The sequence below is a fragment of the Sodalis sp. C49 genome (genome assembly GCF_046352915.1).
GTDB lineage: Bacteria > Pseudomonadota > Gammaproteobacteria > Enterobacterales > Enterobacteriaceae > Acerihabitans.
In genome coordinates this window covers 2,812,212-2,836,785 of the sequence record NZ_CP163303.1, presented here as the reverse complement: position 1 = coordinate 2,836,785, position 24,574 = coordinate 2,812,212, and the positions used below count along the sequence as shown (strand labels likewise).

The 24,574-nt window shown below is 56.5% G+C and carries 27 protein-coding genes; 17 read left to right on the top strand and 10 right to left on the bottom strand.

Annotation, left to right across the window (positions count from 1 at the left end):
• Positions 1-19: 19 nt before the first annotated feature.
• Positions 20-658, bottom strand: a complete 639-nt coding sequence (locus tag ABUK12_RS12870) for a TetR/AcrR family transcriptional regulator (RefSeq protein WP_410012209.1) — start codon at positions 656-658, stop codon at positions 20-22.
• A gap of 236 nt (positions 659-894) precedes the next feature.
• On the opposite strand from ABUK12_RS12870, the gene ABUK12_RS12865 reads away from it, so the two are divergent.
• Positions 895-1,557, top strand: coding sequence for a DUF3313 domain-containing protein (locus ABUK12_RS12865; RefSeq protein WP_410012208.1), 663 nt, complete (start codon positions 895-897; stop codon positions 1,555-1,557).
• Positions 1,558-1,774: 217 nt separating this feature from the next.
• Here the strand turns inward: ABUK12_RS12865 and ABUK12_RS12860 are convergent, their stop codons facing one another.
• Complete coding sequence (locus ABUK12_RS12860) at positions 1,775-2,983, bottom strand: conjugal transfer protein TraF (RefSeq protein WP_410012207.1); 1,209 nt, start codon at positions 2,981-2,983, stop codon at positions 1,775-1,777.
• 475 nt (positions 2,984-3,458) lie between these two features.
• Here ABUK12_RS12860 and alkB point away from each other — a divergent pair, with 475 nt between their 5' ends.
• From alkB to ABUK12_RS12835, 5 genes are all read left to right on the top strand, one after another.
• Positions 3,459-4,106, top strand: coding sequence for a DNA oxidative demethylase AlkB (gene alkB, locus ABUK12_RS12855; protein WP_410012206.1), 648 nt, complete (start codon positions 3,459-3,461; stop codon positions 4,104-4,106).
• Positions 4,107-4,380: 274 nt separating this feature from the next.
• Positions 4,381-5,826, top strand: coding sequence for an MFS transporter (locus ABUK12_RS12850; protein WP_410012205.1), 1,446 nt, complete (start codon positions 4,381-4,383; stop codon positions 5,824-5,826).
• Between the two features lie 342 nt (positions 5,827-6,168).
• Positions 6,169-6,588 carry a DUF2382 domain-containing protein gene (locus ABUK12_RS12845; protein ID WP_410012204.1) on the top strand — a complete coding sequence of 140 codons (420 nt, stop codon included), beginning with the start codon at positions 6,169-6,171 and terminating at the stop codon, positions 6,586-6,588.
• A gap of 31 nt (positions 6,589-6,619) precedes the next feature.
• Positions 6,620-7,483, top strand: coding sequence for a YsnF/AvaK domain-containing protein (locus tag ABUK12_RS12840; RefSeq protein ID WP_410012203.1), 864 nt, complete (start codon positions 6,620-6,622; stop codon positions 7,481-7,483).
• Positions 7,484-8,008: 525 nt separating this feature from the next.
• A complete protein-coding gene (locus ABUK12_RS12835; protein ID WP_410012202.1) occupies positions 8,009-9,031 on the top strand; it encodes a hypothetical protein in 1,023 nt (340 codons plus the stop codon).
• Between the two features lie 206 nt (positions 9,032-9,237).
• Here the strand turns inward: ABUK12_RS12835 and ABUK12_RS12830 are convergent, their stop codons facing one another.
• Positions 9,238-9,981, bottom strand: coding sequence for an SDR family oxidoreductase (locus ABUK12_RS12830; RefSeq protein WP_410012201.1), 744 nt, complete (start codon positions 9,979-9,981; stop codon positions 9,238-9,240).
• A 100-nt stretch (positions 9,982-10,081) separates the two neighbouring features.
• Here ABUK12_RS12830 and ABUK12_RS12825 point away from each other — a divergent pair, with 100 nt between their 5' ends.
• The gene (locus ABUK12_RS12825) at positions 10,082-11,020 is read left to right on the top strand and encodes an AraC family transcriptional regulator (RefSeq protein WP_410012200.1); all 939 of its coding nucleotides are present in this window, start codon (positions 10,082-10,084) and stop codon (positions 11,018-11,020) included.
• Here the strand turns inward: ABUK12_RS12825 and ABUK12_RS12820 are convergent.
• A complete protein-coding gene (locus ABUK12_RS12820; protein ID WP_410012199.1) occupies positions 10,970-12,184 on the bottom strand; it encodes an MFS transporter in 1,215 nt (404 codons plus the stop codon). The genes ABUK12_RS12825 and ABUK12_RS12820 overlap by 51 nt on opposite strands.
• Positions 12,185-12,386: 202 nt before the next feature.
• Positions 12,387-13,289, bottom strand: a complete 903-nt coding sequence (locus ABUK12_RS12815; protein ID WP_410012198.1) for an AraC family transcriptional regulator N-terminal domain-containing protein — start codon at positions 13,287-13,289, stop codon at positions 12,387-12,389.
• A gap of 135 nt (positions 13,290-13,424) precedes the next feature.
• Here ABUK12_RS12815 and ABUK12_RS12810 point away from each other — a divergent pair, with 135 nt between their 5' ends.
• The 3 genes from ABUK12_RS12810 to ABUK12_RS12800 are packed head-to-tail and all read left to right on the top strand — an operon-like array spanning position 13,425 to position 14,961.
• Entirely contained in the window at positions 13,425-13,559 is a 135-nt protein-coding gene (locus ABUK12_RS12810; RefSeq protein ID WP_410012197.1) for a hypothetical protein, read from the top strand.
• A 17-nt stretch (positions 13,560-13,576) separates the two neighbouring features.
• Entirely contained in the window at positions 13,577-13,981 is a 405-nt protein-coding gene (locus ABUK12_RS12805) for a VOC family protein (RefSeq protein ID WP_410012196.1), read from the top strand.
• Positions 13,978-14,961, top strand: a complete 984-nt coding sequence (locus ABUK12_RS12800; RefSeq protein WP_410012195.1) for a saccharopine dehydrogenase family protein — start codon at positions 13,978-13,980, stop codon at positions 14,959-14,961. The genes ABUK12_RS12805 and ABUK12_RS12800 overlap by 4 nt, the downstream gene beginning before the upstream one ends.
• A gap of 246 nt (positions 14,962-15,207) precedes the next feature.
• On the opposite strand, the gene ABUK12_RS12795 is transcribed toward ABUK12_RS12800, so the two are convergent.
• From ABUK12_RS12795 to ABUK12_RS12780, 4 genes are all read right to left on the bottom strand, one after another.
• The gene (locus ABUK12_RS12795; RefSeq protein ID WP_410012194.1) at positions 15,208-15,927 is read right to left on the bottom strand and encodes an SDR family oxidoreductase; all 720 of its coding nucleotides are present in this window, start codon (positions 15,925-15,927) and stop codon (positions 15,208-15,210) included.
• A gap of 46 nt (positions 15,928-15,973) precedes the next feature.
• Positions 15,974-16,645: a peroxiredoxin-like family protein gene (locus ABUK12_RS12790; RefSeq protein WP_410012193.1), complete on the bottom strand. Its 672-nt coding sequence runs from the start codon at positions 16,643-16,645 to the stop codon at positions 15,974-15,976.
• A 97-nt stretch (positions 16,646-16,742) separates the two neighbouring features.
• Positions 16,743-17,513, bottom strand: a complete 771-nt coding sequence (locus tag ABUK12_RS12785; protein ID WP_410012192.1) for an enoyl-CoA hydratase/isomerase family protein — start codon at positions 17,511-17,513, stop codon at positions 16,743-16,745.
• A gap of 25 nt (positions 17,514-17,538) precedes the next feature.
• Positions 17,539-18,177 carry a glutathione S-transferase family protein gene (locus ABUK12_RS12780; RefSeq protein ID WP_410012191.1) on the bottom strand — a complete coding sequence of 213 codons (639 nt, stop codon included), beginning with the start codon at positions 18,175-18,177 and terminating at the stop codon, positions 17,539-17,541.
• Positions 18,178-18,246: 69 nt separating this feature from the next.
• Here ABUK12_RS12780 and ABUK12_RS12775 point away from each other — a divergent pair, with 69 nt between their 5' ends.
• The 5 genes from ABUK12_RS12775 (at position 18,247) to ABUK12_RS12755 (ending at position 21,198) form a co-directional block, all read left to right on the top strand.
• Positions 18,247-19,164, top strand: a complete 918-nt coding sequence (locus ABUK12_RS12775) for a LysR family transcriptional regulator (RefSeq protein WP_410012190.1) — start codon at positions 18,247-18,249, stop codon at positions 19,162-19,164.
• Positions 19,165-19,296: 132 nt separating this feature from the next.
• Positions 19,297-19,635, top strand: coding sequence for a metalloregulator ArsR/SmtB family transcription factor (locus tag ABUK12_RS12770; protein ID WP_410012189.1), 339 nt, complete (start codon positions 19,297-19,299; stop codon positions 19,633-19,635).
• Positions 19,625-20,053, top strand: a complete 429-nt coding sequence (locus tag ABUK12_RS12765; RefSeq protein ID WP_410012188.1) for a YeeE/YedE family protein — start codon at positions 19,625-19,627, stop codon at positions 20,051-20,053. The genes ABUK12_RS12770 and ABUK12_RS12765 overlap by 11 nt, the downstream gene beginning before the upstream one ends.
• Before the next feature lie 22 nt (positions 20,054-20,075).
• The gene (locus ABUK12_RS12760) at positions 20,076-20,501 is read left to right on the top strand and encodes a DUF6691 family protein (RefSeq protein ID WP_410012187.1); all 426 of its coding nucleotides are present in this window, start codon (positions 20,076-20,078) and stop codon (positions 20,499-20,501) included.
• Positions 20,502-20,571: 70 nt separating this feature from the next.
• On the top strand, positions 20,572-21,198 hold the full coding sequence (locus ABUK12_RS12755; protein ID WP_410012186.1) for a class I SAM-dependent DNA methyltransferase: 627 nt from the start codon (positions 20,572-20,574) through the stop codon (positions 21,196-21,198).
• Positions 21,199-21,847: 649 nt separating this feature from the next.
• Here ABUK12_RS12755 and ABUK12_RS12750 read toward each other — a convergent pair.
• Positions 21,848-22,549, bottom strand: coding sequence for a hypothetical protein (locus ABUK12_RS12750; RefSeq protein WP_410012185.1), 702 nt, complete (start codon positions 22,547-22,549; stop codon positions 21,848-21,850).
• Positions 22,550-22,899: 350 nt separating this feature from the next.
• Between ABUK12_RS12750 and ABUK12_RS12745 the strand changes: the two genes are divergently transcribed.
• Together ABUK12_RS12745 and ABUK12_RS12740 are read left to right on the top strand one after the other, a co-directional pair.
• Positions 22,900-23,583, top strand: coding sequence for a TetR/AcrR family transcriptional regulator (locus tag ABUK12_RS12745; RefSeq protein WP_410012184.1), 684 nt, complete (start codon positions 22,900-22,902; stop codon positions 23,581-23,583).
• 42 nt (positions 23,584-23,625) lie between these two features.
• Positions 23,626-24,426, top strand: coding sequence for a MipA/OmpV family protein (locus tag ABUK12_RS12740; protein ID WP_410012183.1), 801 nt, complete (start codon positions 23,626-23,628; stop codon positions 24,424-24,426).
• The last annotated feature ends 148 nt before the right edge of the window (positions 24,427-24,574 follow it).

Genomic DNA, 24,574 nt, shown 5'->3' with positions numbered 1-24,574 from the left:
TGGCCGGCGCATTTCCCGCTCACTTGCCGCCTTTTGGCGCCGGAAACGTCCCGGCGCCGGTAAGGAACATATTGACCGCGCAGCCAACCATTTGCTGGATGCGGGTCAGGCTTACCGGCTGTAAATGGCGTTGAAAGATGCGGTGCTGGATCTCGGCGGTAAGCAATGAAGTGAATTGCAGCGCTTTCACATAGGCGTCCCCGGGACGCAGCTCGCCCCGGTCCATGGCGGTGGACAGCAGGCCCGATAATTTTTCGATGCTCTCCCTCGGTCCGGAATCATTAAACAGCATACCGATATCGGAATGTCCCGCTTCGCCCACCACCATACGATACACCGCGATCGCGCTGCCGTCGTTGGTTAGCACGGCCAGCATTCGTTCGCCGAATCGCGTCAGTTTGGCTTTGAGCGGCTCATCGGGCCGTTCTTCCAGCATCAATGCTACGGTGGCATCGGACAGGTGCTGGGTGGCATAGGCGCGCACGACGGCGGTAAATAATTCCTCTTTAGAAGAAAAATACCCATAGAGCGTCGCTTTCGAACCGCCCAGGCGTTTTGCCAGTTCGTTCATTGATGCGCGCTCATAGCCCATCTCCTGAAAAAGCTGCGCGGCAGCCTCGACAATCGCTTCGCGGCGCTCGTTAGTGCGTACTTTCATTGTGACTCCCGCAATATAAATAAACCCGGTTGTACATTTTCTTGACAGATAAATGCTAATGATGCAAAACTGAACCGTACGGTACTCTTTAGGAGAGTGTCAGTACCGTACCTCCCAGGGCCGGCGTTGTAAAGCCCCGGCCGGTGGCACGCCAAACCGTACCCGTAAGGATCATACGGCCTATTAACCGCGCCTTCAGTCCGATTATCGGTGGCATTTTATACAGGATTACTGACATGTACACATTTTACCAGGCCTATCGTCCGGCAATGCTGACGCTAACCATGCTATTAGCCGGCTGCGCGGGAAACCCGCCTGTGCAGTACGCCGGTATCGATTCCTCATCACAGCTGCGGCCCAACACCGACGACAAGGCATACCGCATCCCTTACCGGTATTCGGTTCCGGTCGATTGGAATAAATATACCAATATCATTATCGAACCGGTGGTTGTCTACCAGGGCGCGGACGGCCAGTTTGACGATATGCCGCAGAAAGACCGTCTGGCGCTGGCCAACTATATGCAAGATAAATTCAGCGCAGCGCTCAGGCCGCGGTTTAGGGAAGTTATCACCCCGGCGGCCAATACCCTCAGGTTAAAACTGACGTTAACCGGGGCGGATACCACGACGCCGTTTATCGGCACCTTCACCAAATTCGATATCGGCGGAGGCCCCTATAACATAGTGCAGTCCATCCGGGGTAAGGAAGGCTTAATGAACGGTTCCGTGAATTACGCGGTGGAAATTTATGACGCCAACACCCATCAACTGCTGAACGCCTTTGTCGCCAGGCAATACCCGAACGCCATGAACGTCAGCGCCAGCATCGGGGCGCTGAGCGCCGCCGAAGTGGGGATTGATAAAGGCGCGGACGAACTGGCCGCCATGCTGCAATAAGCATGATCCAGGCATAAGGGCCGGCCCGGATCTGCGTTGCGACCGGGCACGGCCTTTATTTTTAGACTACCGGAGAAACGTTATGAACAACCTATTCTTGCTGGGCTTAATTGCCGCCACTTTTCTGTTGAGCGGCTGCATTTGCCTGGGATGATCTGGGCTGCGTCCTTGCCTGATAATGCGCCCGTAATGCCATGCGTTTGATGACAGGCTGGTATCAGAAGGTATAACTCAATTGCGCGACCGCGCCATAGGTGCGGTCTTCACCTACCAGGCCGGTCACATCCAGATGAACCACATTAAAGGGCGACAGGCCAAAGCCGGTGGTAAAGACATTATTATCGCTATGACGCATATCCGCGCGATAGCCGGCACGCAATTGCACCCATGTCCAGGCGTTGATTTCGGCGCCGACGCCGGCGTATTGGTTTTTCTCCCGCGCCGAGAAACCACTGGCAGGGGTCAGGTCGATATCAATGGCGCTGGTGAAAAAACCGTTGCTCCAGGAGGTGCCGGCGGTGATCTGCGGGCGTATGTTAAAACTGTCCCGCACTCCGTCTACCTCTTTGGTCTCGACGCTGCGCGCCACAAGGTTCTGCGCGGCCAGGCCGGCAATCCAGTCCGGTGTGATATTGGCGGACAATCCCAGGTCGATATTGGCCCCGTTTTCCGTGCGCCGGAACTCCTCGTTGCGAAAATCCGCTTTATCGTAGTGGTTGATGGCGACATTGTAATTATAGGTGGCGACGCGCTGCAGCTTCGGCGTAATGCCTACCGAGAAAGCGTGATCGTTCAGGGTGAATGGCAGGGCCATGGCCACGCCGTATTCCGTCACCAGCGCGCCCATCCCTTCGGCGCGTGACGTCAGCTTGTCCAGATCCGCCGGCACCGGCCTGATCAAGCCCGCCTGGACGGCGTCAAGGTACGCCAGGTCGCGATTGCTGACATCGGCTTTGACGTTGGCCGTTGCCCAATCCCTGGCGACCAGGGCGAAGGGCAGGATCGGGTTGGGTACGGCAATCACGCCATTCACTCCGGCTTCGGCCTTGCCTTTATCGCCGGAGACCTCGCGCAGGGCGTTCTCAAATCTTTTTATCGAGGCGGGCGAGCCCGTGCCTTTGTTGGCGTCGTCTTTTAATCTATCCCAAGAGGACTGTACGTTATCGAACCCATCCTGCAGGTTATCCGGATCCGACACCCTGACGCCCACGGCCGGGAGGATGATACTGATAGCATCATCCTCGCCGTAGCCGGTCAACAGCGCCGGATTCACCAGCGCCGCCGCGCCGTAATGAGACGATGCCACTCCGGTGCCGCCCATGGCGTCATTACGCGCCTCGCTCCAGGTGCCGGCGGCCAGCGCCGGGGAAATGGACGCCAGCAGGCCGGCGGACAGCAATATATGGGTAATACCGTTACGACTCATCGTGATATGACCTTATCTATCAGAAAAATAAACTGCGGTAAAAGCCATCAATTCATTTCTCCCTTAAATAAATTTCCAGCCGGGTATTTTTTTATCGGCAGCGGAAGGGAATTCATTAATCGTTTGAAACAATCGCGGGCATTCTGACGAATATCAGGCAGGGTAATATATCTACTTAAGCAAAATAGGATGAGATGACGCGGGGGAATATTGCGCTTTGTTCAAGCAGAAGTAGGGCGGGTGGTTTGGAATGCGGCGTAAAACGTTTTTTGCAAGGGGTAATAAATGATTATTTATTCACAGATGAAATTTTTTTTTTATTATATTAATCATTGATAGGATATTGAAAGAACCCGAGGGTGATAAAAAGGCGGATCATCAAGACGCTTGCTGCGCGCAGATCGCTGACAATGATACTGGACAATTGGCGTCCGGCGGCTAGAATAAATACTGGGTATACATACAGGGTAAGCCGATGACAATCGATCTGTTCGAGGATGCGCCGCCGCCGCCGTGGCACGAAACAATCGCCCCCGGCGCGGTGGTACTGCACGGATTTGTCCGCGACCACGGCCCGGCGCTGCTGGCGGCGGTCAATAGCGTGGTGGCGCAGGTGCCGTGGCGGCATATGACCACGCCGGGCGGCCATGTGATGTCGGTGGCGATGAGCTGGTGCGGCAATGGCTGGACCAGCGACAGGCGCGGCTACCGTTATTCAGAGCGGGATTCCCGGACCGGCAAGCCCTGGCCGCCCATCCCGGCTATCTTGATGGCGCTGGCGGATGAAGCCGCCGTAGCGGCCGGTTTTGGCCGTTACGTGCCGGATTCCTGCCTGATGAACCGCTACGATCCGGGCAGCAAGCTCTCCCTGCACCAGGATAAAGACGAACATGACTTTGGCGCGCCCATCGTCTCGGTTTCGCTCGGCCTGCCCGCCGTCTTTCAATTCGGCGGCCTGCAGCGCAGCGACCGCGCCCAGCGTATCCCGCTGGCCCATGGCGATGTGGTGGTATGGGGCGGGCCGTCCCGGCTGAATTATCACGGCATCCTGCCGGTTAAGGAAGGTTTTCATCCGCTGGTGGGATCCCACCGCATCAATATTACGCTGCGCAAGGCGCTGTAATGCTAATTTCAGGCCGCGCGTTTGCCGCTTTTTTTTATCTTTGCAACGCGCGTGCCTGGGGAGTTCTCCGCCTGTATTTTTCGCCATTACCCACATTGATTGCCATGCGTTATATTCACTTTCCGGTCGGGTCGATCGTATTTTTGTTTTAACCCCCTATGAAAATTAGCTGACAAAACCGCTCGAATATTCAGGCGGTCTGGTATAACATCTTTTCAGAGTTATCATACCTTTATAGTGGCTACATTGTTTCCGTTAAGGCAAAGGGCGTTTTATGGCTTTATCTGATTCAAATTCTGAAGATACGCCCAAACAGGACGCCGGTTCGTCACGTATCTCAGGAATGGCGCTCTTGGTTGCCAGCGCCTTTTTTATGGAATTTCTTGACGGAACCGTGATTGCAACCGCATTACCCGATATGGCGCAGGCATTCGGCGTATCGGCCATCGATCTTAATATCGGCATCAGTGCCTATCTCCTGACGCTGGCCGTGTTGATCCCCGCCAGCGGCTGGGTAGCCGAGCGCTTTGGCGCACGGAATGTTTTCAGCCTGGCGTTGCTTATCTTCACTGTCTCGTCGCTATTGTGCGGATTAACGCATACCGTCACGCAATTTGTGCTGATGCGTATTTTACAGGGTATCGGCGGCGCCATGATGGTGCCTGTGGGGCGTCTGGTGGTATTGCGCACCACGCCCAAAGATCAGCTTATCAAAGCCATCGCCACCCTGACCTGGCCGGCGTTGGTGGCCCCCATCATCGGCCCGCCGCTCGGGGGATTTATCACCACCTATGCAAGCTGGCACTGGATCTTTTTCCTCAATGTGCCTCTGGGCGCCATCGCGATCACCCTGGCGTGGATCATGATGCCGAACAAGACGCCGGAAGAAAAGCAGCCTTTTGATGTTATAGGTTTTTTTTCATTAGGCATTACCATGCTGTGCCTGGTGGCCGGGCTGGAAATGTTCAGCCAGGAAAACATTAGCCCCGTTAATGCCGTTGCTTTAATCGTGACCGGCCTGTTAACGCTGGCCTGGGCTATCAGGCACCTGCTGCGCGCCAGGGCGCCTTTGATCCGGCTGCGGCCGCTGTCGGTGCCGACGTTTCGCATTACCATGCGGGGCGGCTTCGTGTTACGCGCCACTATCAGCTCGGCGCCCTTTATGCTGCCGCTGATGTTCCAGGTCGGCTTTGGCCTGGACGCGTTCCATGCCGGCTCGCTGGTACTGGCGGTATTTGCCGGCAACCTGGCGATGAAACCGGCCACCACGCCCCTGATTCGCTACTTCGGTTTCAAAAAACTGCTGCTGGGCAATGGCGTGATGTGCGTGCTGTCGCTACTGTTTTGCGCGTTCCTGACGCCCGAGTCGCCAAAGATGATGACCCTGGTTCTCTTGTTCTGGGGCGGGCTGAGCCGCTCAATGCAATTTACCGGCATCAGCTCGCTGGCTTTTGCGGATGTTCCGCCGCAGGAAATGAGCTCCGCCAATACGCTGTTCAGCACGTCGCTGCAGTTGGCAAGCGGTCTTGGCGTGACCCTCGGGGCGTTGAGTATCCGGGTTGGCGCATGGTTAACGGAGATTCTGGCGTTACCGCCCGCGCCGGGCATGGCTTTCCGGCTGGGATTTGTGGTTATCGCGTTGATTACCGCCCTGGCATTATGGGATATCGCCAAACTCGAACCCCATGCGGGCAGGAATGTCTCCCAAAAGGCACGGTAGGCCGCATAACCCCCTCCTCCGGTCTCTCAACGGTTGCCCGTTTTAGAGGCCACCGCTTAACGGCCCGATCGCTCCCCCGTCCCTTGCCGCCGGCGTAGAAAACCTGCTGCTTTTTTATCCTGGAGAGGCTGCTTAATAGTTTAAATCACAGGAGTTTAATACTTTTTTACAATTGTACCCGCTGCGTTCCTTTATTTTTTAAATAATAAACTATGCTTATAACTGTCACATTAATGATTTTAATCATTCAGTAAAATAGCAATAATGCTTTTATAATCTCATGCTAATTAATAAATTCCAAGTATGTTGAAGTTAAACTTCGGCGCCGCCTCAGGAGCAGATATGGATAACAAAAATGCCCCGGACTCTGACCGCCAGGATAATGATAATAAGATTATTCCGCTGGCGGAAGAACATGCCGAATTAAACATTGCCAGAGTGGTGGACCGCCGGTTGCGCGTGACGCGCACCACCCACTCGGAAGAACAACTGCTGGCAGCGGAATTATATCAGGAACAAATAGATATAGAGCATATTGCTAAAAATGAAGAACTGGAAGAAGGCAGGTTCCCGCCGATCCGGCAGGAAGGCGATGTCATGATTATTCCTGTTATTGAGGAGCGGGTTGAAATTATCCGCCGCTATATTCTTAAAGAGGAAGTGCATATACGGAAACTGAAAAAGGAGACGCCTTTTCAGGAAAAGGTAAATGTACGCCGTCAGGAAATAAATATTATCAAAGATGATGAAGAAGAACGATAACCGTAAACCCAAGCAAGAGGAGGATTCTACTATGGCCCATGAAAAAATAGTGACCGCTTTTAAGGCGTTACAGCAGGCGCAAGTGGCGAAAGAGAAACTGATCGCAGAAGGTATTGCGGAACATAATATCGATATCATTTCTGGTGAAAGACTGCGGGTAAAAGACAAGGAAATTCGCCATCCCAGCTTCTGGCAGCGATTGTTTGGCGATGATGTCGATGATGATTATGCCACTGAATATACCCGGGCCGTGCAAACCGGCGGGGTTCTGCTGACGGTGCGTGTGCCGAAAGAAGATGCCGACCGGATAGAAACGCTGCTGGATCAGTTGGCGGATGATTACGTTTCTTCCGGCAACACGGATACCCCGGCCTACAATCGCGGGCTGCCAGGCGATACCGGCGCGGTTTATGGCCGTACGGCGAGCGCCGGCGTGGACACGGGCGCGGCCGGCACCATCCCCCCGGTGGCGACCGGCGGGGCGCTGGAAACGGAAAACCGCGAGTCCCTGAAGCTGGCCGAGGAGCAGGTGGAGATCGGTAAGCATCAGGTCAGCGACGGTACGGTACGCGTGCGCCGTTATACCATTGAAGATGAAGTGGCCGAGGATATCTCGTTATATGACCAGCATGCGGATGTTGTCCTGCGCGCGGTGGACGAACCGGTGTATCTGAGCGATGTCGACTGGTCGGAAAAAACCATTGATATCGAGGAATCCCATGAGGAGCCTGTGGTGAATAAAACGGCGCGGGTCAGGGAAGAGGCGGCGATTCGCAGCGAAGTGAACGAGCGCGTGGAAACGGTAAGGGATACGGTGCGCCGCCAGGAAGTCGATGTAGAAAAAAATGACGCGAACCGTTTTGCCAGCGATAAATCCCCCGGCTTGCATAAGTAAATTCCCATCAGCGGCGCTTCGCTGCCCGCGGCTGAGTCATCGGTCTGGCCCGGGTAGTTTGGCGCCCTGACGCCGAACCCGCCGCCCTGGCGGGGCGGCGTTAAAAACTTATGTATCCGCCGTCTGTAAACCTGGCGGCATTGTCCTTCATTACTGCCGGACGGGCTTAAAAATCAGCGCTATGGCTAACAAACCCGCGGTGTCGTCAGGCTGGATTATTTGGCCACATCGGCAACCGGTTCGTGTAATTCAAAGTAATCAATTGATTAATAACATGTATCCTGCACAAGGGGCGTGCGGCCATTTGACCGTGGACAGTAATTAACGCTGTTTTTATCAACAATTCCTGCTTTGGCTAAGTTATGTAAAGATTTGTTGGTGCATTTGCCATTATATGACTAACATTAAAAAAGCTAATGTTAGGTTGTCAAAAAAAGGCAATCATTGGCGGGCGAACGCAGGATTCTGCTCAATCTGAACTGCGATTACACCATGAGAAGTTTAGCGATAAAGGGAGATTTTCACATGAGCGAAAGACCAATCACTACATCCGATAATTACCATGAGACATGGGTTGAGCCGGTAACCGGTGTCCCGTTGAAACGTATTTCGTGGAGTGCCATTTTCGCTGGTGTCATTATTTCGATGGTGGTCTATTTACTGTTGGCCATACTGGGTACGGCCGTCGGCGCCAGCACCATAGATCCCTTGAAAGAAAATAACCCCTTTGACGGCCTGGGCACCGGCGCGGCCATCTGGACCGGAGCCAGCATGCTTATTGCTATCGCGGCGGGCGCCTATGCCAGCGGGCGTCTGGCCCAGCGCGAAGGGGCGCTGCATGGTTTATTGATGTTCGGTGTGAATACCTTGATTTGCGCCTGGTTCCTTCTGGTCGTGTTGAATAACGCCATGAGCGGCGCCATGAGTATTGCCGGCACCGGTTTGCAAACCATCGGCAGTGGAATATCCGCCGCCGCGCCTTCGGTAACACAAATGGCGAAAGATAAGCTGGCGGAAAATAATATTAATCTCGACAGCGTGCAAAATGAACTTGAAACGACACTGCGCCAGACGGGTAAACCGGAGCTTCAGCCGGAGAATCTGCAAAATAAAGCCCAGGGCGAGGCTAATAATGCCCAAAATCAGGCGTCTGATACCGCTAATCATCCGCAGACAGCCGATACGGATGTCGCTCAATTTATTCAGGGGCTGATCCAGCGCAATGAAACCACCTTCCAGGCCGCCGATCGCGATGCGCTGAAAAACATCATTAAAGCGCGAACCGGTAAAAGCGATCAAGAAGCGGAGCAGATTGTCGATCAGACGGAAAAAAGTTATCAGCAAGCCCGCGCAAAATATGAAGAGCTGAAACAGCAGGCGGAGCAAAAAGCCCGTGAAGCGGGTGATAAAGCGGCGGCCGCTACCGCTAAAGCCAGCTGGTTCACCTTCTTTATGTTAATTGTCGAAGCGGTTCTGGCCGGGGTCATGGGCATGGTAGGGCGCCGCACGCAGCCCCGCCCGGTGACCGAGCGTCAGCGTCCGCTGTAAAGGACCCATAGCGTAACGGCGGGTGAACGTTCTGCCCGCCGTTGATAATCTATAACATGCCCGGCCGTTGTTTTCGTGCAAGCTGGGCTCGCCACAGAAAATCCTTATCATCCGGGCGGCCTGTTCATTTTTCTGCGCTGCCAAAGCCTCAGATACTGCAACCTATGGCCGGATGGCGCCAACGCGCTTTCGTTTCGGCCATCTGGTTACTGTTCAGCGGCCCAGAGTATGGCATCGGCGCCTGCCGGGATACGCATTGGGCTGGCGGGGTCGGTCGCCGCGCGCCATACCGCCTGCGCCACATCCTGTGCATAGGTGATTGGGCCGGACTCGCCGAACGACGCGAACAGGTTTTTCACCAGCTCGGCATAGGCCTCGTGGTCAAGGCCCTCCGTATGGGGCTGCGCGTTATCGGCGAAACGGGTTTCGGGCGATCGGCCCGGCAGCACCAGATGGGCGCGCACGCCAAATTGTTCGACCTCCGCGGCCAGCGACTCGGTGAACGCATTTACCGCCGCCTTGCTCGCCCGGTAAGCGCTGAGCAGCGGCAGCGCCTTATAAGTGACGCTCGACGTAACGTTGACGACGACGCCGCTCTTGCGTTGTCTGAATTGCGGCAGCACCGCCTGGGTCAAGGCCATCGTGCCGAAAGTGTTGGTCTCGAAGATTTCACGCACCGTCGCCATCGGCATGCTTTCCAGGGGCGCCGCCGCGCCGACGCCCGCATTATTGACCAGTACGTCAATCGGCCCGGCAGTCGCCACGGCCCCGCGAATACTCTCTGGATCGGTGACGTCAAGGGCAAGTACGCGCAGGTGTTCGGAAGGCGGCAGGATATCTTCGCGCGGTGTGCGCATGGTGGCGATAACCCGCCAGCCCTGGTCGAGGAAATGGCGGGCGATTTCGAGGCCGAAACCGGACGAACAACCGGTGATCAGGACTGTCTTCATAAAAACTCCTTACTGAGTGGGTGGCGATGTCCCGATAATAGACGCTGGGGATCGTACTCGCTACAATCAAAAGTCCATATTTCATTTGCAGGAGTCCGATATGATCGATCCGCTCGCCGAGGTCGTGACCTTGCTGCAGCCGGGCGCCGGGTTCGCGAAGGTGGTCGCCGGCGCCGGATCCTGGGCCATCAGTCGTACAGCCGCCGGAGAGCCGTTCTATTGCGTGATCCTTGAGGGCGCGTGCCGCCTCGCGGTGGACGGGCATGCGCCGATCGCGCTGCAATCGGGCGACTTCGCCCTCATCCCCTCGGCCTATGGCGTGGCGATGTCCAGCGCCGTGCCGCCACCGGCCGGCACCGAGACGCTGCCCGTCGAGCTGGGCGCGGGCCGGTTCAGGATTGGCCGCCAGGAAGGCCCGGCCGACCTGCGCATGCTGGCGGGCCATTGCAGCTTTGGCTCGCCGGACGCGGCCTTGCTGGTTTCGCTGCTGCCGCAGCTGATGCACGTGCGCGGCGAGCCGCGGTTGGCCACCCTCGTGCAACTCGTGAGCGAGGAAACGCGCGAGCAGCGCCCGGCGCGCGAGGTGGTGCTGGCGCGCCTGATCGAGGTGCTGCTTATTGAAGCGCTGCGATCGACCGCGGGCACGGCGGCGTCTCCCGGCCTGGTGCATGGCCTGACCGACTGCCGCCTCGCGGTCTCGATCCGGGCGATGCATGAGCGCCCGACTTATCCCTGGACGGTGGCGGAGCTGGCGAAGGCGGCGGCGCTTTCGCGCTCGGCGTTCTTTGAGCGGTTCAGCCGCGCCGTGGGCGTGACGCCGATGGAATATCTGCTTAACTGGCGCATGGCGATCGCCAAGGATCTGTTGCGCCGTGAGCAGGGCAGCATTGCCCAGATTGCGGAGCGCGTCGGCTACAGCTCCGCAAGTACTTTCAGCGTGGCGTTCACGCGCCACGTCGGGATGGCGCCGACACGCTATGCGCGGCTGTCATCCGCAGGGGAAGGTCAGCCTGGCATGCGTGGCGGAGGCGGCACGTAGCGTGCCCAGGCCGGACAGCACGACGACCACCATAACCAGCCCCGCGGCAACGGCCACGCTGAATACTGCCCGCGCGCCATAGGCGTCGATGATCTGGCCGGCCAGCGCGCCGCCGAGCGCGACGCCGACGCTGATGCCCGTCGTCATCCAGGTCAGGCCTTCGGTGAGCCTGGACGGCGGCAAAATAATGGTGCCGAGATTCAGGACGATGACCATCGTCGGCGCGAAGGACATGCCCGCCACAAAGATCATTGCCATCATGATATAGACATCCGGGGAAAGAATGGGCAATACGGCCGTGAGCGCCGTCGCCAGTATTCCAATAAGGAATTGCCTGTCAATCGCTATGGCAGTCCTTAACGCGCCGAACGCCAGGCCGGCGGTCATCGATCCGAATGCGTAGGCCGCGAGGATGAAACTGGCGGCCGTCGGCCAGCCTTGCGCGTTGGCGAAGGCAACGACGGCCACATCGATGGAGCCGCCAATCACGCCCATCGCCAGCAGCGCCAGCACGATGATACGCAGGCCGGGGAAGCGCAGTGTCGAGATCCCGCTCTTGCCGTCGCTCATCGTCGCCTTCGGCTCCGTGCGCCGCTGCAAAAGAAAGGCCGTCATGCCCACCGCCAACAGCAAGACGGCGGCAAGAGGTCCGGCTTCGGCGAAAAGGCCGGTGCTCAGGCCGATGGCCAACGGCGGGCCGACAATATAGGCCAGTTCCGTTAGCACCGAATCAAGGGAAAAGGCGGTGTGTAATTGCGGTTTGCCGCGAAACAGCCCCGTCCAGCGCGCCCTTATCATGGCGGGCATGTTCGGCATCGTACCGGCCAGCGCGGCAAGGATAAACAGCAACGGAGCGGGCGCCACCATATGGGCGGCAATCATCAGCGCCAGCAGCATAGTAATACTGAAGGCGGTAACAATGGGCAGTACCCGGCTTTGGCCGTGTTGATCAATGCGTTTCGATACCTGGGGGCCGATAAGCGCGTTCGCCAGCGTAAAGGTGGCCGCCACCGAGCCGGCCAGCCAGTAAAGCCCCCGCTGCTGCACCAACATCGTAATGATACCGATGCCTACCATCGCCTGCGGCAGGCGGACAATGGAACCCGCGACGGCCAAGCCCACGACGCCGGGGGTGGCCAAAATGTCGCGATAGTGATTTGCCATGATTTCTCCAAAACGTCATCCAGCGCCGATTAGAATCCCGTAGTGCCGTTGAAAATGCAAGCAGGCGAATCAGGCCCTGCCTGATTCGCCGTTGCCGGGGTCACTTTCATAGAAGGGCTGGCTATTGATGGTTTTTATTTGCCGAGGGCATTGTTGCTCTTTTGCCGCTATTCGGGGCGCTATTGCAGAATGTCTGTTTTCCCTAATGGTTCTCGCGCACATGGATAACCTTGCGCAACTGGGCCACATCCTTCAGGGGCGGCAGGCCGAAGATGCGGGCGTAATCCCTGTTGAACTGGGGAACGCTTTTGTAGCCCACTTCCTGCGCAACAAAGGTGACGCTCTGTTGCCTGCCTAATAACATCGTCCTGGCATGAAGCAGCCGCACGCGCTTTTGATACTGTAACGGACTCATGGCCGTGACGGCTTTAAAATGGCGATGAAAAGCCGAGACGCTCATCGCCTCCCGCTCGGCTAATGACGCAACGATAAACTCTTCGGCGAAATTATGCCTTAACCAGCGGATGGCATTGCCGATACGGGCCAGCATGGTGCCCGGCGAGGCGATGTCCCTCAGCATCCAGCCATGCGGTCCCTTAAGCACATGGTAAAGAATTTCCCGTTCATAGCCCGGGGCCAGCGCGGCAATGTCGTCAGGGGTGGTCATCAGGCGCAGCATTCTGACCCAGGCATCAAGAAGTTCCGCCGTCACGGAGGCGACGGAAAAACCGCCTTCCGGCCTGTTTTTCAGGGCCGAGGGCGGTAAATCATCCAGCAAGGCGGCGACACGCTGCGGTTCTATGGTCAGGCTCACGGCCAGATAGGGCTCCCCCGTCGCGGACGGATGAACCGCGCCCACCGCGGGTAAATCAACCGACATCACAAAATACGAGGCCGGGTCATAGTTAAAGACCCGTTCTCCCACCGTCATCGTTTTGCTTCCCCTGAGGATCAGGTTGACCATGGGCTCATATACCGCGGCAAGCGCCGCTGGCGGAACATTCCCCTGCACCATCGCCACGCGTGGAATGCCGGTTTCCGTGCGCCAGTGACTGGCATGTGCGGCCAGGCCGCACAGCTCGTCAAGCTGGGATTGCAACGCCATGTCCCACATCCTCGGCATCGGTATTTAAAAAGAGCATAAAGCAGAAACAGGTAAGAATCGAGCAGGAACACGGAAGCGCTTGTGCCGTCCTTCCTTTACTCTCACGTCATGGCTGGCAAAGAGAGAGGAAACATCATGAAAGTTATTCTTATAACGGGCGGAAGCGGCGGTATCGGCGCCAGTACGGCAATCCAGTGCGCGGCGCGCGGCATGGGTGTGATACTCACCTACCATCATCATGCCGACGCCGCCGGCGGCTACCCTATTTAATGGTTTGAGGAGATTTCATGCTCGATCATATCTTTTTATCGGTGAGCGACCTCGATCGTTCGGTGGCGTTTTACACCGCGGCATTGGCGCCGCTCGGCATTAGGACGCGAGTGGACTATGACGGCCGCGACGGACCGCCGGGGCATCCCGATCTCAAGGGTTTTGGCGCGAACGGGCGTATTTTTTTCTGGCTGCGCGCGGGGACCGCCGCCGGCGGTAGCACGCATGTCGGTTTCGTCGCCGAGAGTGAAGCCATGGTTGACGAGGCCTATGCTACGGCAATGCGCGCGGGAGCCGCCGACAACGGCGCGCCGGGCGCGCGCCTTTATTATGATCCCCGCTATTATGCCGCCGGTGTTATCGATCCCGACGGCTATACCCTGGAATTCGTCTACAAAAGTTGGCAGCACAACCCATCATGAAAACATTACTTATATACGGCGCCACCGGTTATACCGGGCGCATGATTGCCGAACAGGCAAAAGCAGCCGGTCTTGACGTTGTCATTGCCGGCAGAAATAAAGAAAAACTGGCTGAGTTGGCCCAGATATTAAACGTCGGCGCCGCCGCCTTTGCGTTACAACACGGCGAGGCCCTCTCCCGCAGCCTGGACGGCATAAGCGTGGTGCTGAACTGTGCCGGGCCATTTGCCAGCACGGCGGAACCATTGATGAGGGCCTGTATACAACGCGGAATCCATTACCTGGACATCACCGCTGAAATCAATGTCTACCGGCTGGCGGAGTCACTGCATGACCTGGCTGCCGGGACCGGGAGCATGCTGATGCCCGGCGTGGGCTGGGATGTGGTGCCGACCGACTGTCTCGCGGCGACGCTTGCGGTAAAGGTCCGCGAACCGGTACGGCTGAGAATCGCGCTTCAGGTGGCGGGCGCCATGTCGCGCGGATCGGCGGTGAGCGCCGGGGAAATTATCAGCGCTGGCCTGCTGGCCAGGGTTAACGGGTCGCTGATGACCAAAACACAGGCGGAAACCGACTTTTTCGATTTTGGCGCGGGGAAAGTAGCATGCATGCCGTTTTCTTTCGGCGATCTTGTCACTGCCTGGCATTCAACCGGCATCCCCAACATTGAAATGTATGTCCACGTTAGCGGCGACGCCTTTCCTTCAGGGGACTTAACCCGCTTGCCCGATGGCCCCTCGCCGCAAGAGCGCGCAGCCAATCCCGCCCGCGCGGCGGTGGAAATTACGGGCGCCGGCGGCGATAGCCATTATGCCGTCATCGAGACGGTCAATGGCTATTCCTATACGCCGCTCGCTGCCGTCGAAGCCGCGAAACGGGTACTTACCGGCGCCGGCCAACCCGGATTTCAGACGCCGGCGAAAATCTTCGGTGCCGATTTTGCGCTCAGTATTCCGGGAACGCGTATTTTCACCCTCTGACCTTTGAAATCCGGTCCCTGGCGCACCGTTACGAAAACCCCTCCCGAATTAAGTTTAGCGCTGAAGGGGGCCTGTTTTTTCAGCGTGCCGCGAACGCGTAACCGCCTTCTATTTGTAATGAATTCGTCGCTGACAGGCAGATACGCGGCAGTACGGACCATCGCCCGTCGTGATAGCCAACATTTCGTCGGCAAGACAACGCGTTGGTTCCCCGTACCGCGGGTTTTACTGCGGCTGCCTTTTCCCTCAGAACGCGGATTTTCCCGTGGAAGCGCCGCCATCCACGTGCAGCGTTTGTCCGGTAATGAATCCGGCATCTTCCGACAACAGGAAGGCAATCGCGGCGGCAATTTCATCAGGCTTGCCGAAGCGGCCCATGGGAACCGCGGCAAGGTAACGGCGCTCGCCGTCGCTGCCGGGGGCATTGCCGGCGCGAAACAGCGCGGTTTCCGTCGGACCCGGTGCCACGGCATTCACGGTGATGCCGGTTGTGGCCGTTTCCAGTGCCCAGGTGCGCGTGAAGCTCACCAATGCCGCCTTTGCCGCGGCATAGGCAGTGCGTTCGACGGCGCCAAGGACGGTCAGGCTGGAAATGTTCACGACACGTCCCCAGCGGCGCGCCTTCATGCCCGCAAGCGCCGCTTGCGTGGCAATAATGGCCGGATAAAGGTTGACCCGCATCACCTCGGCAAGCTGTTCCAGCGTCACCTCGTCCAGGGGCTGTGGTCTGACCAATCCGACATTATTCACCACGCCGTCAATCTGGAAGCGATCGGCAAGGCGGGCAAATTCCGTCCTCGCCGTTTCAGCCTCGCTGAGGTCCATGGCAACGAAGTGGCCGGGGAAACCTTCCGCCGGGGCGGTGCGGGCTACCCCTATCACCTGGTGGCCGTCCCTGGCCAACCGTGCCGAGAGCGCCAGCCCAATACCTTTGCTGGCGCCGGTAATAAGAAATGTGCGTGACATCGTTTTTCTCCTGCCCCGCCTGGCGCGGGGGTGGTTTTGCTGGTGATCAGGCGCGGTCGTTTGCACGGCGTATGGCGGGCAGCAGATCTCGCGGTTCGGGACGGCGGGTATAATCCGGATTGACCTCGGCATAGACGATAGTGCCGTCCGGCGCCACCACATAGCGTGCCGGCATGGGCAGGGTCCAGCCGGGATCGTCATTGAAGGCGGGCAGATCGTTTTTCAGCTTTTTGTACAGATCAATCAGATAATCGGGTAACGCAAAGCGCAGGCCGAATGCCGCGGCTACGCTATTTTCACCATCGGACAGGATAGGAAATGCCAGTTTATTCTGGCGGACGGATTTGCGGCTGTTGGCCCGGGTTTGCGGGGAGATGGCCACCAGGCTGGCGCCCGCCGCGTAAAAATCGTCCAGCACGGCCTGCAATGCCTGTAATTCCATATTGCAGTAGGGGCACCAGACGCCGCGATAAAAAGTGATGGCCAGCGGCCCTTTTTTGAGCAGCTCAACGGAGGATATCCGGTTGCCGTCGGCATCGTCCAGGGTGAAGGCCGGCGCTTTACCGCCGGCCTGCAACGCCCGTTGCGCGGCGCCGGAAGCAATAAGCTCCGCGGTGGCGCGGTGCATGACGGCAATGTCGGTTGGCGGCATATTGTACGGCGGTTTTCCCGCCTCGAAATCAGCTTTGAACGCATCGAGTTTCATTTGCAGCGACATATTTTTTCCTTTTTGCATAAAAGTGATTATGCGGACCGCCTGGGGCCGTCCGCCGACGGCATGACCAGAACCGAAATCATCGCTATAAATAGCGGGGTCAGTTTTGCCGAGCCATGGCGAGCGCGACGTCCGCTGCGCTGATGCCTTCCAGCGCCAGGCCATACCCGGCCCCGTCATCGACAATGCGGCGCAGTTTTTGCGTTAGGGCGATGCGCGTATAGCGCCCGGTGAGCGGGGGCAGGGCGGCGAGCGATTCGGCTATCTCATGGGCACGGGCCAGCAGGTCGCCCGACGGCACCACTTCATTTACCACGCCCCAGTCCTTGGCAGTCTTGGCGTCCAGTTCCTGCCGGGTGAGCAGGAAATAGCGGGCGCGTATGCTGCCGATAACTTCCGGCCAGAGCAGATTGACGCCGTCCCCGGGCACGATGCCGAAGTCGAAATGGGGTTTGTCCTGGAATACCGTGGCGGGAGTGGCCAAGACAATATCCGCCAGCAGGACATATTCGGAATGCAGGCGTACCGGGCCGTTAAGCGCCGCAATCATCGGTACCTCGATATCCAGAATATTCATCAGCACTTTTTTGCCTTCGCGGAATATTTTGTCGTAGCCGCGGGGTGTGAAAAAATCAAAGCCTTCGGCGCTGATGGTTGCCATAAACGCGTCGCCGGCGCCGGTAAGGATCACCACGCGGTTGTCCGGATCCGCGCCGATGTCATGAAAAAGATCGACAAACTGTTCATGGGTATGGCCGTTGAACTGCAGCGTATCGCCATCGGTATGCAGGGTCACTTCCAGTACGCCGCTGGCGGAGCGTGTCAAACGGGCGTTGGGAAATGAATGGCGATAGTCTTCAAAATGCAACATGGTTTATTACTCCGGTAATGAGAAATCAGGCCTGAGGTACCAGCGCGTTGAGACGTGTAATGGCGCGGCGGACCGCCGGACGCTGGCTCATCTGGTCGTACCAGCGTGCGATATTGGGATAGCCATCCAGGGTGACGCCGGCGAATTCGCGCCGCCAGAACCAGCCGAAATGGGCAATGTCGGCGATGCTGTAGATGTCGCCCGCCACGAACCGGCGTTCATGCAACACCCTATCCATCAGGCCGGTAACCCGTTCGGCCTCGGTACTGAAGCGCAGCTCCGCCAGGGGTTGCGGCTCGCTTGCCAGGCGTTTGAAAAATCCCGCCTGGCCGAAGCTTGGGCTCAGCGCCGAGGCATGAAAGAACAGCTGCTCGAAGACCCTTGCGCGTTCGGCGCCGCCGTTCGGCAAGAGCCGGCCGTGCTTTTCAGCCAGATAAACCAGAATGGCCGAGGACTCGGTCAGCACCAGCGGTTCATTCCCTTCGGCACCGGCTTCCACCAGTACCGGCACCTTACCGTTGGGGTTCAGTGCGAGGAACGTATCGCTCTTTTGGTCACCCTGTTTCACGTTGATGGGGCGCAGCTGATAGTCCTGAGCCAGTTCCTCCAGCATGATGACGGCCTTGACGCTGTTAGGCGTGGCGAAGGCGTAAAGGTGGTACATGGCAACTCTCCGTACGTTGTGGGCTAGCGTGTGGACAGAGTATCTGCTATTACTACGCAGGAATGGCAGATGGCACGAAGCGATAACGCTCATTCCCAGGGGGAATATATGGATCGGCTGCAGGCGATGATCGTATTTATTCGAGTGGTGGATGCCGGCTCTTTTTCCGGCGCGGCGAGAATATTAAATATCGGCCAGCCGGCGGTTTCGAAAACCATTGCGCAACTGGAGGCGCGGCTGCAGGTGCGTTTACTGCTGCGTTCAACCCACGGCCTGACGCCCACCGAGGCGGGGTTGCGCTATTACGAACGCGCGCGCGTCGTTATTGAGGGGGCGGATGAAGCCGATATCGCTGCCAAGGGGGCCGCGGCGGGTCTGACTGGCAATTTACGGATTTCCGCCGCGCCGACGTTCGCCCGCCTGCATGTGATTCCCCATTTGCCGCAATTTATGGCGCAACATCCCGCCCTGAGCGTGGATCTCATTCTGGATGACCGGCCCATTGACCTGCTTGCCGAAGGTATCGACATCTCCCTGCGCATGGGCCGGCTTGCGGATTCGAACGCCGTGGCGCGCAGGCTGGCCACCTCCCGTCGTTCGGTGCTTGCCACGCCGGAATATCTTGCCCGGTTCGGGGAGCCGGAAAAGCCCGCCGATCTGGCGGAGCATGAGGCGATTGGTTTTAGCCAGACAAGCGATGTCTGGCGTTTTACCCGCGGCGGCAGCGACATTTCCGTCGCTATGCGGGGACGGGTGCGCCTCAGCGCCGCCGAAGGCATCCGCGCCGCCGTGCTTGCGCATATGGGGCTCACCATCGCCTCCGACTGGATGTTTGCCCGGGAATTGGCCAACGGCGGCGTCCGTCGGTTGCTGGAGGCATGGTCGCTGCCGGATATTGATGTGTGGGCGGTATTTCCCACAGGGCGGATGACCAGTGCGAAAGCCAGACAGTTTGCGCTTTTCGTGGAAGAGGTGTTAAGGCGATAACAGCCGGGACACAGCAAGGCGGCTGTCGCCGGAAGATCATCAGGAGGCTGGCTATTTCATCTCGATATACAATATAATATTATATTAATTTATAAATTGTTAACAACTATACCTTAAGGCGTCCGACAGCAGATGAACCACCGGAGCGAGCGGGAAAGGATGCGGTTAGCCGCCGCCAGAACCCTTGGCGTATTAAAATCACTGGCGAACGAAGATCGTCTGCTGCTGTTATGCCACCTCAGTCAGCATGAGTCTTCGGTCGGCGAGCTGGCAAGCGCGCTGGGGATAGTTCAGCCGACGTTATCCCAGCAACTGGGCGTCCTGCGCAGAAAAAAAATGGTTGCCACGCGCCGTGAAGGAAAACAGATTTTTTATCGGATAGGCGACCCGGACATCGTGGTATTACTCAAGACATTATATCAGCTTTACTGCCCGGGACCGGCAGAGGAGGGCGTGGGCAATGATCATTGATATGCAGCACTTCACCCCCGGGCAAAGTTTTGCCGGGGGCCTGCTGATCGGTGGGGCGGCGTGGGTTTTGATCCTGTTTTGCGGCCGGATCGCCGGAATAAGCGGCATCCTGGGCGGCTTATTATCGCTGAAAACCGCCGATCGCGCATGGCGGCTGGCCTTTCTGCTCGGCATGGTCGCTTCCCCGCTGGTGTATAAACAATTTTCCCCACTGCCTGAAAGTACCGTCGACGCGTCCTGGCCTCTGCTGATCATTGCGGGACTGCTGGTCGGCATCGGTACCCGCTACGGGTCAGGTTGTACCAGTGGTCACGGGGTCTGCGGCCTCTCACGGTTATCGCCGCGATCGCTGGCGGCCACCGTTACGTTTATGTGTGTTGCTGCGGTGACCGTTTGGCTGAGAGGGTATTTACGGTGATTGCACCCATCCGGAGACGGCAATGAACGTGTTTTTCTCTTTGATCGCCGGGTTATTATTCGGCGTCGGGCTTCTCGTCAGCGGTATGGCGGATCCAGGCAAGGTCATTGGCTTCCTTGATATCACCCGGGTATGGGATCCGTCTTTGGCGTTTGTGATGGGGGGAGCCATCAGCGTCGGTTTTTTGGCGTTCCGTTCCGTAAAAAAACGTTCGCGCCCGGTCTTTGCCGAGACACTGTCTCTCCCCGATAACCGCCGGATTGATAAGCCGCTGATTGGCGGCGCGGCTTTATTTGGCATCGGCTGGGGCCTGGCGGGTATTTGTCCCGGACCGGCCTTGGTCTTACTGGGCACAGGATCACTCAAGGGGGCCATCTTTGCGGCGGCGATGATAGCCGGCATGGCTCTCTTCGCGCAACGGGAAAACCGCGGGTTAAAGCGCGTTTGAGCACTCCAGGACGTCTGGAAGCATTGCCTGAGCGGAATTGTAAAAATGAAAATAGCGGGGGGGGGGGATTGTGGACAAATACGCGGCAAAAAATATTCTTTCCCTCTACCAGCGCCATGCTGATGCCTTTGCCCGCCAGCGCTCGCGCACGCTCGTTGAAAAAAGCTGGCTGGATAAGTTCATCACCGCGATCGGCGGGGAGGGGCACATTCTCGATATCGGTTGCGGTAATGGTCAGCCCATTGCCGGGTATTTTATTCAACTGGGTTTTCAGCTCACCGGTATTGATGGCGCTACCGCGATGCTGGATCGCGCCCGCGCGCGTTTTCCCGCGCAGCGCTGGCTGGCGCTGGATATGCGCAAGCTGGCGCTGGATATGCGCAAGCTGGCGCTCGGCGAAACCTTTGCTGGCCTGATTGCGTGGGACAGTTTTTTCCATCTCACCCAGCGGGACCAACAAAAGATGTTCCCGATCTTTGCGCGGCACAGCCACCCGGGCAGCGCGCTGATGTTTACCAGCGGCCCAGGGAAGGGGATCGCAATGGGACAATTTGAGGGCGAGCCGCTGTTCCATGCGAGCCTGGCGCCGGAAGAATACCGCGCGCTACTGGATGCGCATGGCTTCGATGTCATCGACATGGTGCCGGAAGATCCCCACTGTTCGGGGCATACGGTTTGGCTGGCGGCAAAAAGATAAGGCGGAGCCCGCGCTTCGCCAATGGTGAAAATCAGTGGCCTTGTACCTGTCTGATGCGGCTGAAACTGAATACACCAGACAGCATCAATGCCGCTACCAAATAAGAAATACCGATGGATTCGCGGGAAACCGCATAGAACCCTTCGGTACAGCGGGGTGCCTCTGGGGGACCGGCTTTTGCCGGTCCCCCGTTGCCCTAATTGCCATGTCACGCGCTACCGCGCATGCCATTCTCTGGTCGGCAAGGGTAAAGACATAACGCCCCTGTTTGCCCCATTCGGTCAATTTTCGAAGCGCAGTTGAGCGGTTCATAAGTGGACGCTAATGCTATGTTTATAGGGTTTTGGTGTCTACATAACTACAGTGTGATTTTAAGTAGACGTCAAAACCCTATTTTTATGTATGCCATACCGGGTTCGAGCTACTGAGACGGCGAGTGACGAGTCCCCTGGATCCCCCCAAGTTGCGGAATCCCCTATTTTTGCCGAATTTATTGCCACATTGTCTTACGGCCGATCAAACCTATTGATTTAAGCCATAAAATCAAGCAGTAATGACTATTATTATAGTTGTACTGAGCAAATTTATTTTTAAAACTCAGGGGAATGAGATCAGGGATGACCGCTAAATGGACCCCAGACTCATATTATTATGGTAACGCGTTCACTTTCAGATGGCGAAAATAGGCAATGGTGCCGGACTCGAGCCAAACGCCGACACCGCCGCGCTGATTTGCGCCCAGTTTCATATCATTCACAATAAGAGCCGGCTGTGGTTTTTTGTCGAGATACAGCACTGCTTTTTGTCCTGAAATCACGATTTTCATGTGTATCCATCGTTCCAGATCCAGTACTGCATAGCTCTCATATTTGCCCGGTGATTCTTTTCTAAGCCGGTCAAATCGATAATCAGGGTAGGCAACGTACTGGACACTATGGTTACGGCGAACTTGATCTTCGGCAAGGCTGTTTGTCGGCCGCAGATAGATGCTTTCAAATCGCCCATCGCGGTCAATGCGGAAAGTCAATCCAATAAAGCCCCGGGCGTAGGCTGGCGCATCGGCCACTAACCGGCTCGCCACATCCACTTCCACCACGCCATCGGCGAAATCGACCGGCAGCCAGGCCATGAAGTCCCGGTCGGAAAGCGGCTCTTTTGCCGGGTTTTGTATCTGCGCCGAAGGCATCGTCATTTTATACGCCGGCTCACTTTTAAAGGTGCTGTGCTCAAGAGACACGCCCGATAAAATAAAATCATCAATCGATTTTCCCGACGCACTACTTGCAGCATGTGCTTGCGCGGCACACAAAATACCGATTGCCAGGGGTACTCTCCTTATCAAACCCATCATATATCTCCTGCTGTTCAATCGTTATACCGACCCATACCACAACGACAGCCCGATATTAAGTTTAACCAGCGACAGCTAAACGGATAAAGAGATGTTTTTACTGGGCAATCAAAACAAGCTGTTTCGGATAGAAACGACGCGGAAGTAGCACAAGATTTGCGGTACGGCTCTTGGGAACGCCTGCCGAGGGGGCTGACCAGTGGGCCGCTGCGCTTACCCTTGCCAAGCCATCACCACCATCACATAAAAGAGAGCGGGAGAGATATTGACAATAACGAAACGAAACAGTATCGTTTCGTTATGATGTGGATAACCTGATTTATCAGCATAACAAGATTTGAGGAGTAGATATGCCCAGAAGCAAAACAGAAACTGTCCGTAACGCCTTTCTGGTGGCCGCAAAAGAAGTATTCCTTGAGGTTGGTTTTGATCAGGCCAGCATGGACACCATCGCCGCGAGATCGGGTAGCGCAAAATCGACGCTGTATCGCTATTTCGATTCTAAGGAATCGTTATTTTCTGCGTTGATAACGGAAGTTTCCCGGGGCGAGGGCAGCGAAATGATCAATTTTTTGTATCGCAGCGGTAACGGGCCTCAAGTTGATAATAACTCGGTTAATTTTGTCGACGCACTCGCCTTCCCGGACAATCAAGCGGACTGTAGGCAGGCGTTGATCAGATTCGGTCAATATATTCTTACCCACTTTCATACTCCGCAGGTTCTCGCCGTGCGGCGGATGATGATTGCGGCTTCCACCAACCCGGAAACAGGCCGTTTGTTTTACCAACAAGGTTCTGCGCGGGTAATACAGCACCTGGAGCATTACTTTAAACCCCTTATTGATAGAGGATATCTATACCAAGCCGATCCTCATGTAGTTGCTTGCCATTATTTTGGACTGCTGTTGTCTGAGGTGAGCGAGGCAGGCTTATACAATGTAATAACCCAACTTGATGACGAGAAAATCACGGCCATGGTTTCACGAACGGTAGAGGTATTTATTCGGGCCTATGTGCGCGACGTTCCGGAGTAACCAGCCAGTTAGCCTCTCCATTACTTTTTGCAGGAACAGACTGTGAATACAATCAAATCACGCTTAATTGAAATAAAATATTCAAGAATAACGCTGGCGTTAACATTTGCTTATTCCGTATTGTGGATACCACCTACAGCAGCACTGGAAGCTAATCCGGCAGAGGTCAAAAGTTCACGATTGAGTCTGGGGATAGGGGCCGCCGTGGTGCAAAAAGCCTATCGGGATATTGACCCTGAGGTGCTGCCAATTCCTATCATTTCATATGAAAACCGTTGGCTCGATGTATCGGTGCCTCGTGTCGATTTAAAAATATATTCGACAGATTCATTTTCCATGCGTTTGCGGGCACGATACGCCGGAGATGGATATGATGCTGACGATTCACCCTTTCTGCAAGGCATGGCCGACCGTAAGGGGAGTATTTGGGCCGGCGGGGCCATGACTTATGATACGACATTTGCCCGCTTATCCGCCGAGGTACTTGCGGACATGTCAGGATATAGCGAAGGCTATCGGGCAAAACTCGCCATCGACCGTCGTTTTTCTTCGGGTGCTTTTGGCATCACGCCAAGGCTAGGCATCGAATGGGTAGACAGTAAATTCGTCGATTATTACTATGGCGTTAAATCAGCAGAAACGCGTCCCGGCAGAGAGTTCTACGAAGGCAAGTCAACAGCTAACGTCGATATTGGCGTGCGATTGGATTATCGCCCAGCTGTACGGCATATGTTATTTATTGATGCGGGCGCTACATTATTTGGCTCGGCGATTAAGGACAGCCCATTGGTTGATAGTTCGACGCAGACTATGCTTGGTATTGGTTATGTTTATCGATTTTAATAGTTCTGCTTCATTATCCTCTGTGTCAGGTTAGTTATCGCCTCAATTTTTCATCGGAGGGCATGAGGGCCTATAATGGCCAATAACCGTAATGCTCCTGAACCAAGGGAAATACCGCTGAATAATAGCGTTACCACCAATATGCAAA

Excerpts from the sequence above, each read along its gene's own strand:
- ABUK12_RS12870 (WP_410012209.1), bottom strand. The coding sequence starts at position 658 with ATGAAAGTACGCACTAACGAGCGCCGCGAAGCGATTGTCGAGGCTGCC.
- ABUK12_RS12865 (WP_410012208.1), top strand. The coding sequence starts at position 895 with ATGTACACATTTTACCAGGCCTATCGTCCGGCAATGCTGACGCTAACC.
- ABUK12_RS12860 (WP_410012207.1), bottom strand. The coding sequence starts at position 2,983 with ATGAGTCGTAACGGTATTACCCATATATTGCTGTCCGCCGGCCTGCTG.
- alkB (WP_410012206.1), top strand. The coding sequence starts at position 3,459 with ATGACAATCGATCTGTTCGAGGATGCGCCGCCGCCGCCGTGGCACGAA.
- ABUK12_RS12850 (WP_410012205.1), top strand. The coding sequence starts at position 4,381 with ATGGCTTTATCTGATTCAAATTCTGAAGATACGCCCAAACAGGACGCC.
- ABUK12_RS12845 (WP_410012204.1), top strand. The coding sequence starts at position 6,169 with ATGGATAACAAAAATGCCCCGGACTCTGACCGCCAGGATAATGATAAT.
- ABUK12_RS12840 (WP_410012203.1), top strand. The coding sequence starts at position 6,620 with ATGGCCCATGAAAAAATAGTGACCGCTTTTAAGGCGTTACAGCAGGCG.
- ABUK12_RS12835 (WP_410012202.1), top strand. The coding sequence starts at position 8,009 with ATGAGCGAAAGACCAATCACTACATCCGATAATTACCATGAGACATGG.
- ABUK12_RS12830 (WP_410012201.1), bottom strand. The coding sequence starts at position 9,981 with ATGAAGACAGTCCTGATCACCGGTTGTTCGTCCGGTTTCGGCCTCGAA.
- ABUK12_RS12825 (WP_410012200.1), top strand. The coding sequence starts at position 10,082 with ATGATCGATCCGCTCGCCGAGGTCGTGACCTTGCTGCAGCCGGGCGCC.
- ABUK12_RS12820 (WP_410012199.1), bottom strand. The coding sequence starts at position 12,184 with ATGGCAAATCACTATCGCGACATTTTGGCCACCCCCGGCGTCGTGGGC.
- ABUK12_RS12815 (WP_410012198.1), bottom strand. The coding sequence starts at position 13,289 with ATGGCGTTGCAATCCCAGCTTGACGAGCTGTGCGGCCTGGCCGCACAT.
- ABUK12_RS12810 (WP_410012197.1), top strand. The coding sequence starts at position 13,425 with ATGAAAGTTATTCTTATAACGGGCGGAAGCGGCGGTATCGGCGCCAGT.
- ABUK12_RS12805 (WP_410012196.1), top strand. The coding sequence starts at position 13,577 with ATGCTCGATCATATCTTTTTATCGGTGAGCGACCTCGATCGTTCGGTG.
- ABUK12_RS12800 (WP_410012195.1), top strand. The coding sequence starts at position 13,978 with ATGAAAACATTACTTATATACGGCGCCACCGGTTATACCGGGCGCATG.
- ABUK12_RS12795 (WP_410012194.1), bottom strand. The coding sequence starts at position 15,927 with ATGTCACGCACATTTCTTATTACCGGCGCCAGCAAAGGTATTGGGCTG.
- ABUK12_RS12790 (WP_410012193.1), bottom strand. The coding sequence starts at position 16,645 with ATGTCGCTGCAAATGAAACTCGATGCGTTCAAAGCTGATTTCGAGGCG.
- ABUK12_RS12785 (WP_410012192.1), bottom strand. The coding sequence starts at position 17,513 with ATGTTGCATTTTGAAGACTATCGCCATTCATTTCCCAACGCCCGTTTG.
- ABUK12_RS12780 (WP_410012191.1), bottom strand. The coding sequence starts at position 18,177 with ATGTACCACCTTTACGCCTTCGCCACGCCTAACAGCGTCAAGGCCGTC.
- ABUK12_RS12775 (WP_410012190.1), top strand. The coding sequence starts at position 18,247 with ATGGCACGAAGCGATAACGCTCATTCCCAGGGGGAATATATGGATCGG.
- ABUK12_RS12770 (WP_410012189.1), top strand. The coding sequence starts at position 19,297 with ATGAACCACCGGAGCGAGCGGGAAAGGATGCGGTTAGCCGCCGCCAGA.
- ABUK12_RS12765 (WP_410012188.1), top strand. The coding sequence starts at position 19,625 with ATGATCATTGATATGCAGCACTTCACCCCCGGGCAAAGTTTTGCCGGG.
- ABUK12_RS12760 (WP_410012187.1), top strand. The coding sequence starts at position 20,076 with ATGAACGTGTTTTTCTCTTTGATCGCCGGGTTATTATTCGGCGTCGGG.
- ABUK12_RS12750 (WP_410012185.1), bottom strand. The coding sequence starts at position 22,549 with ATGATGGGTTTGATAAGGAGAGTACCCCTGGCAATCGGTATTTTGTGT.
- ABUK12_RS12745 (WP_410012184.1), top strand. The coding sequence starts at position 22,900 with ATGCCCAGAAGCAAAACAGAAACTGTCCGTAACGCCTTTCTGGTGGCC.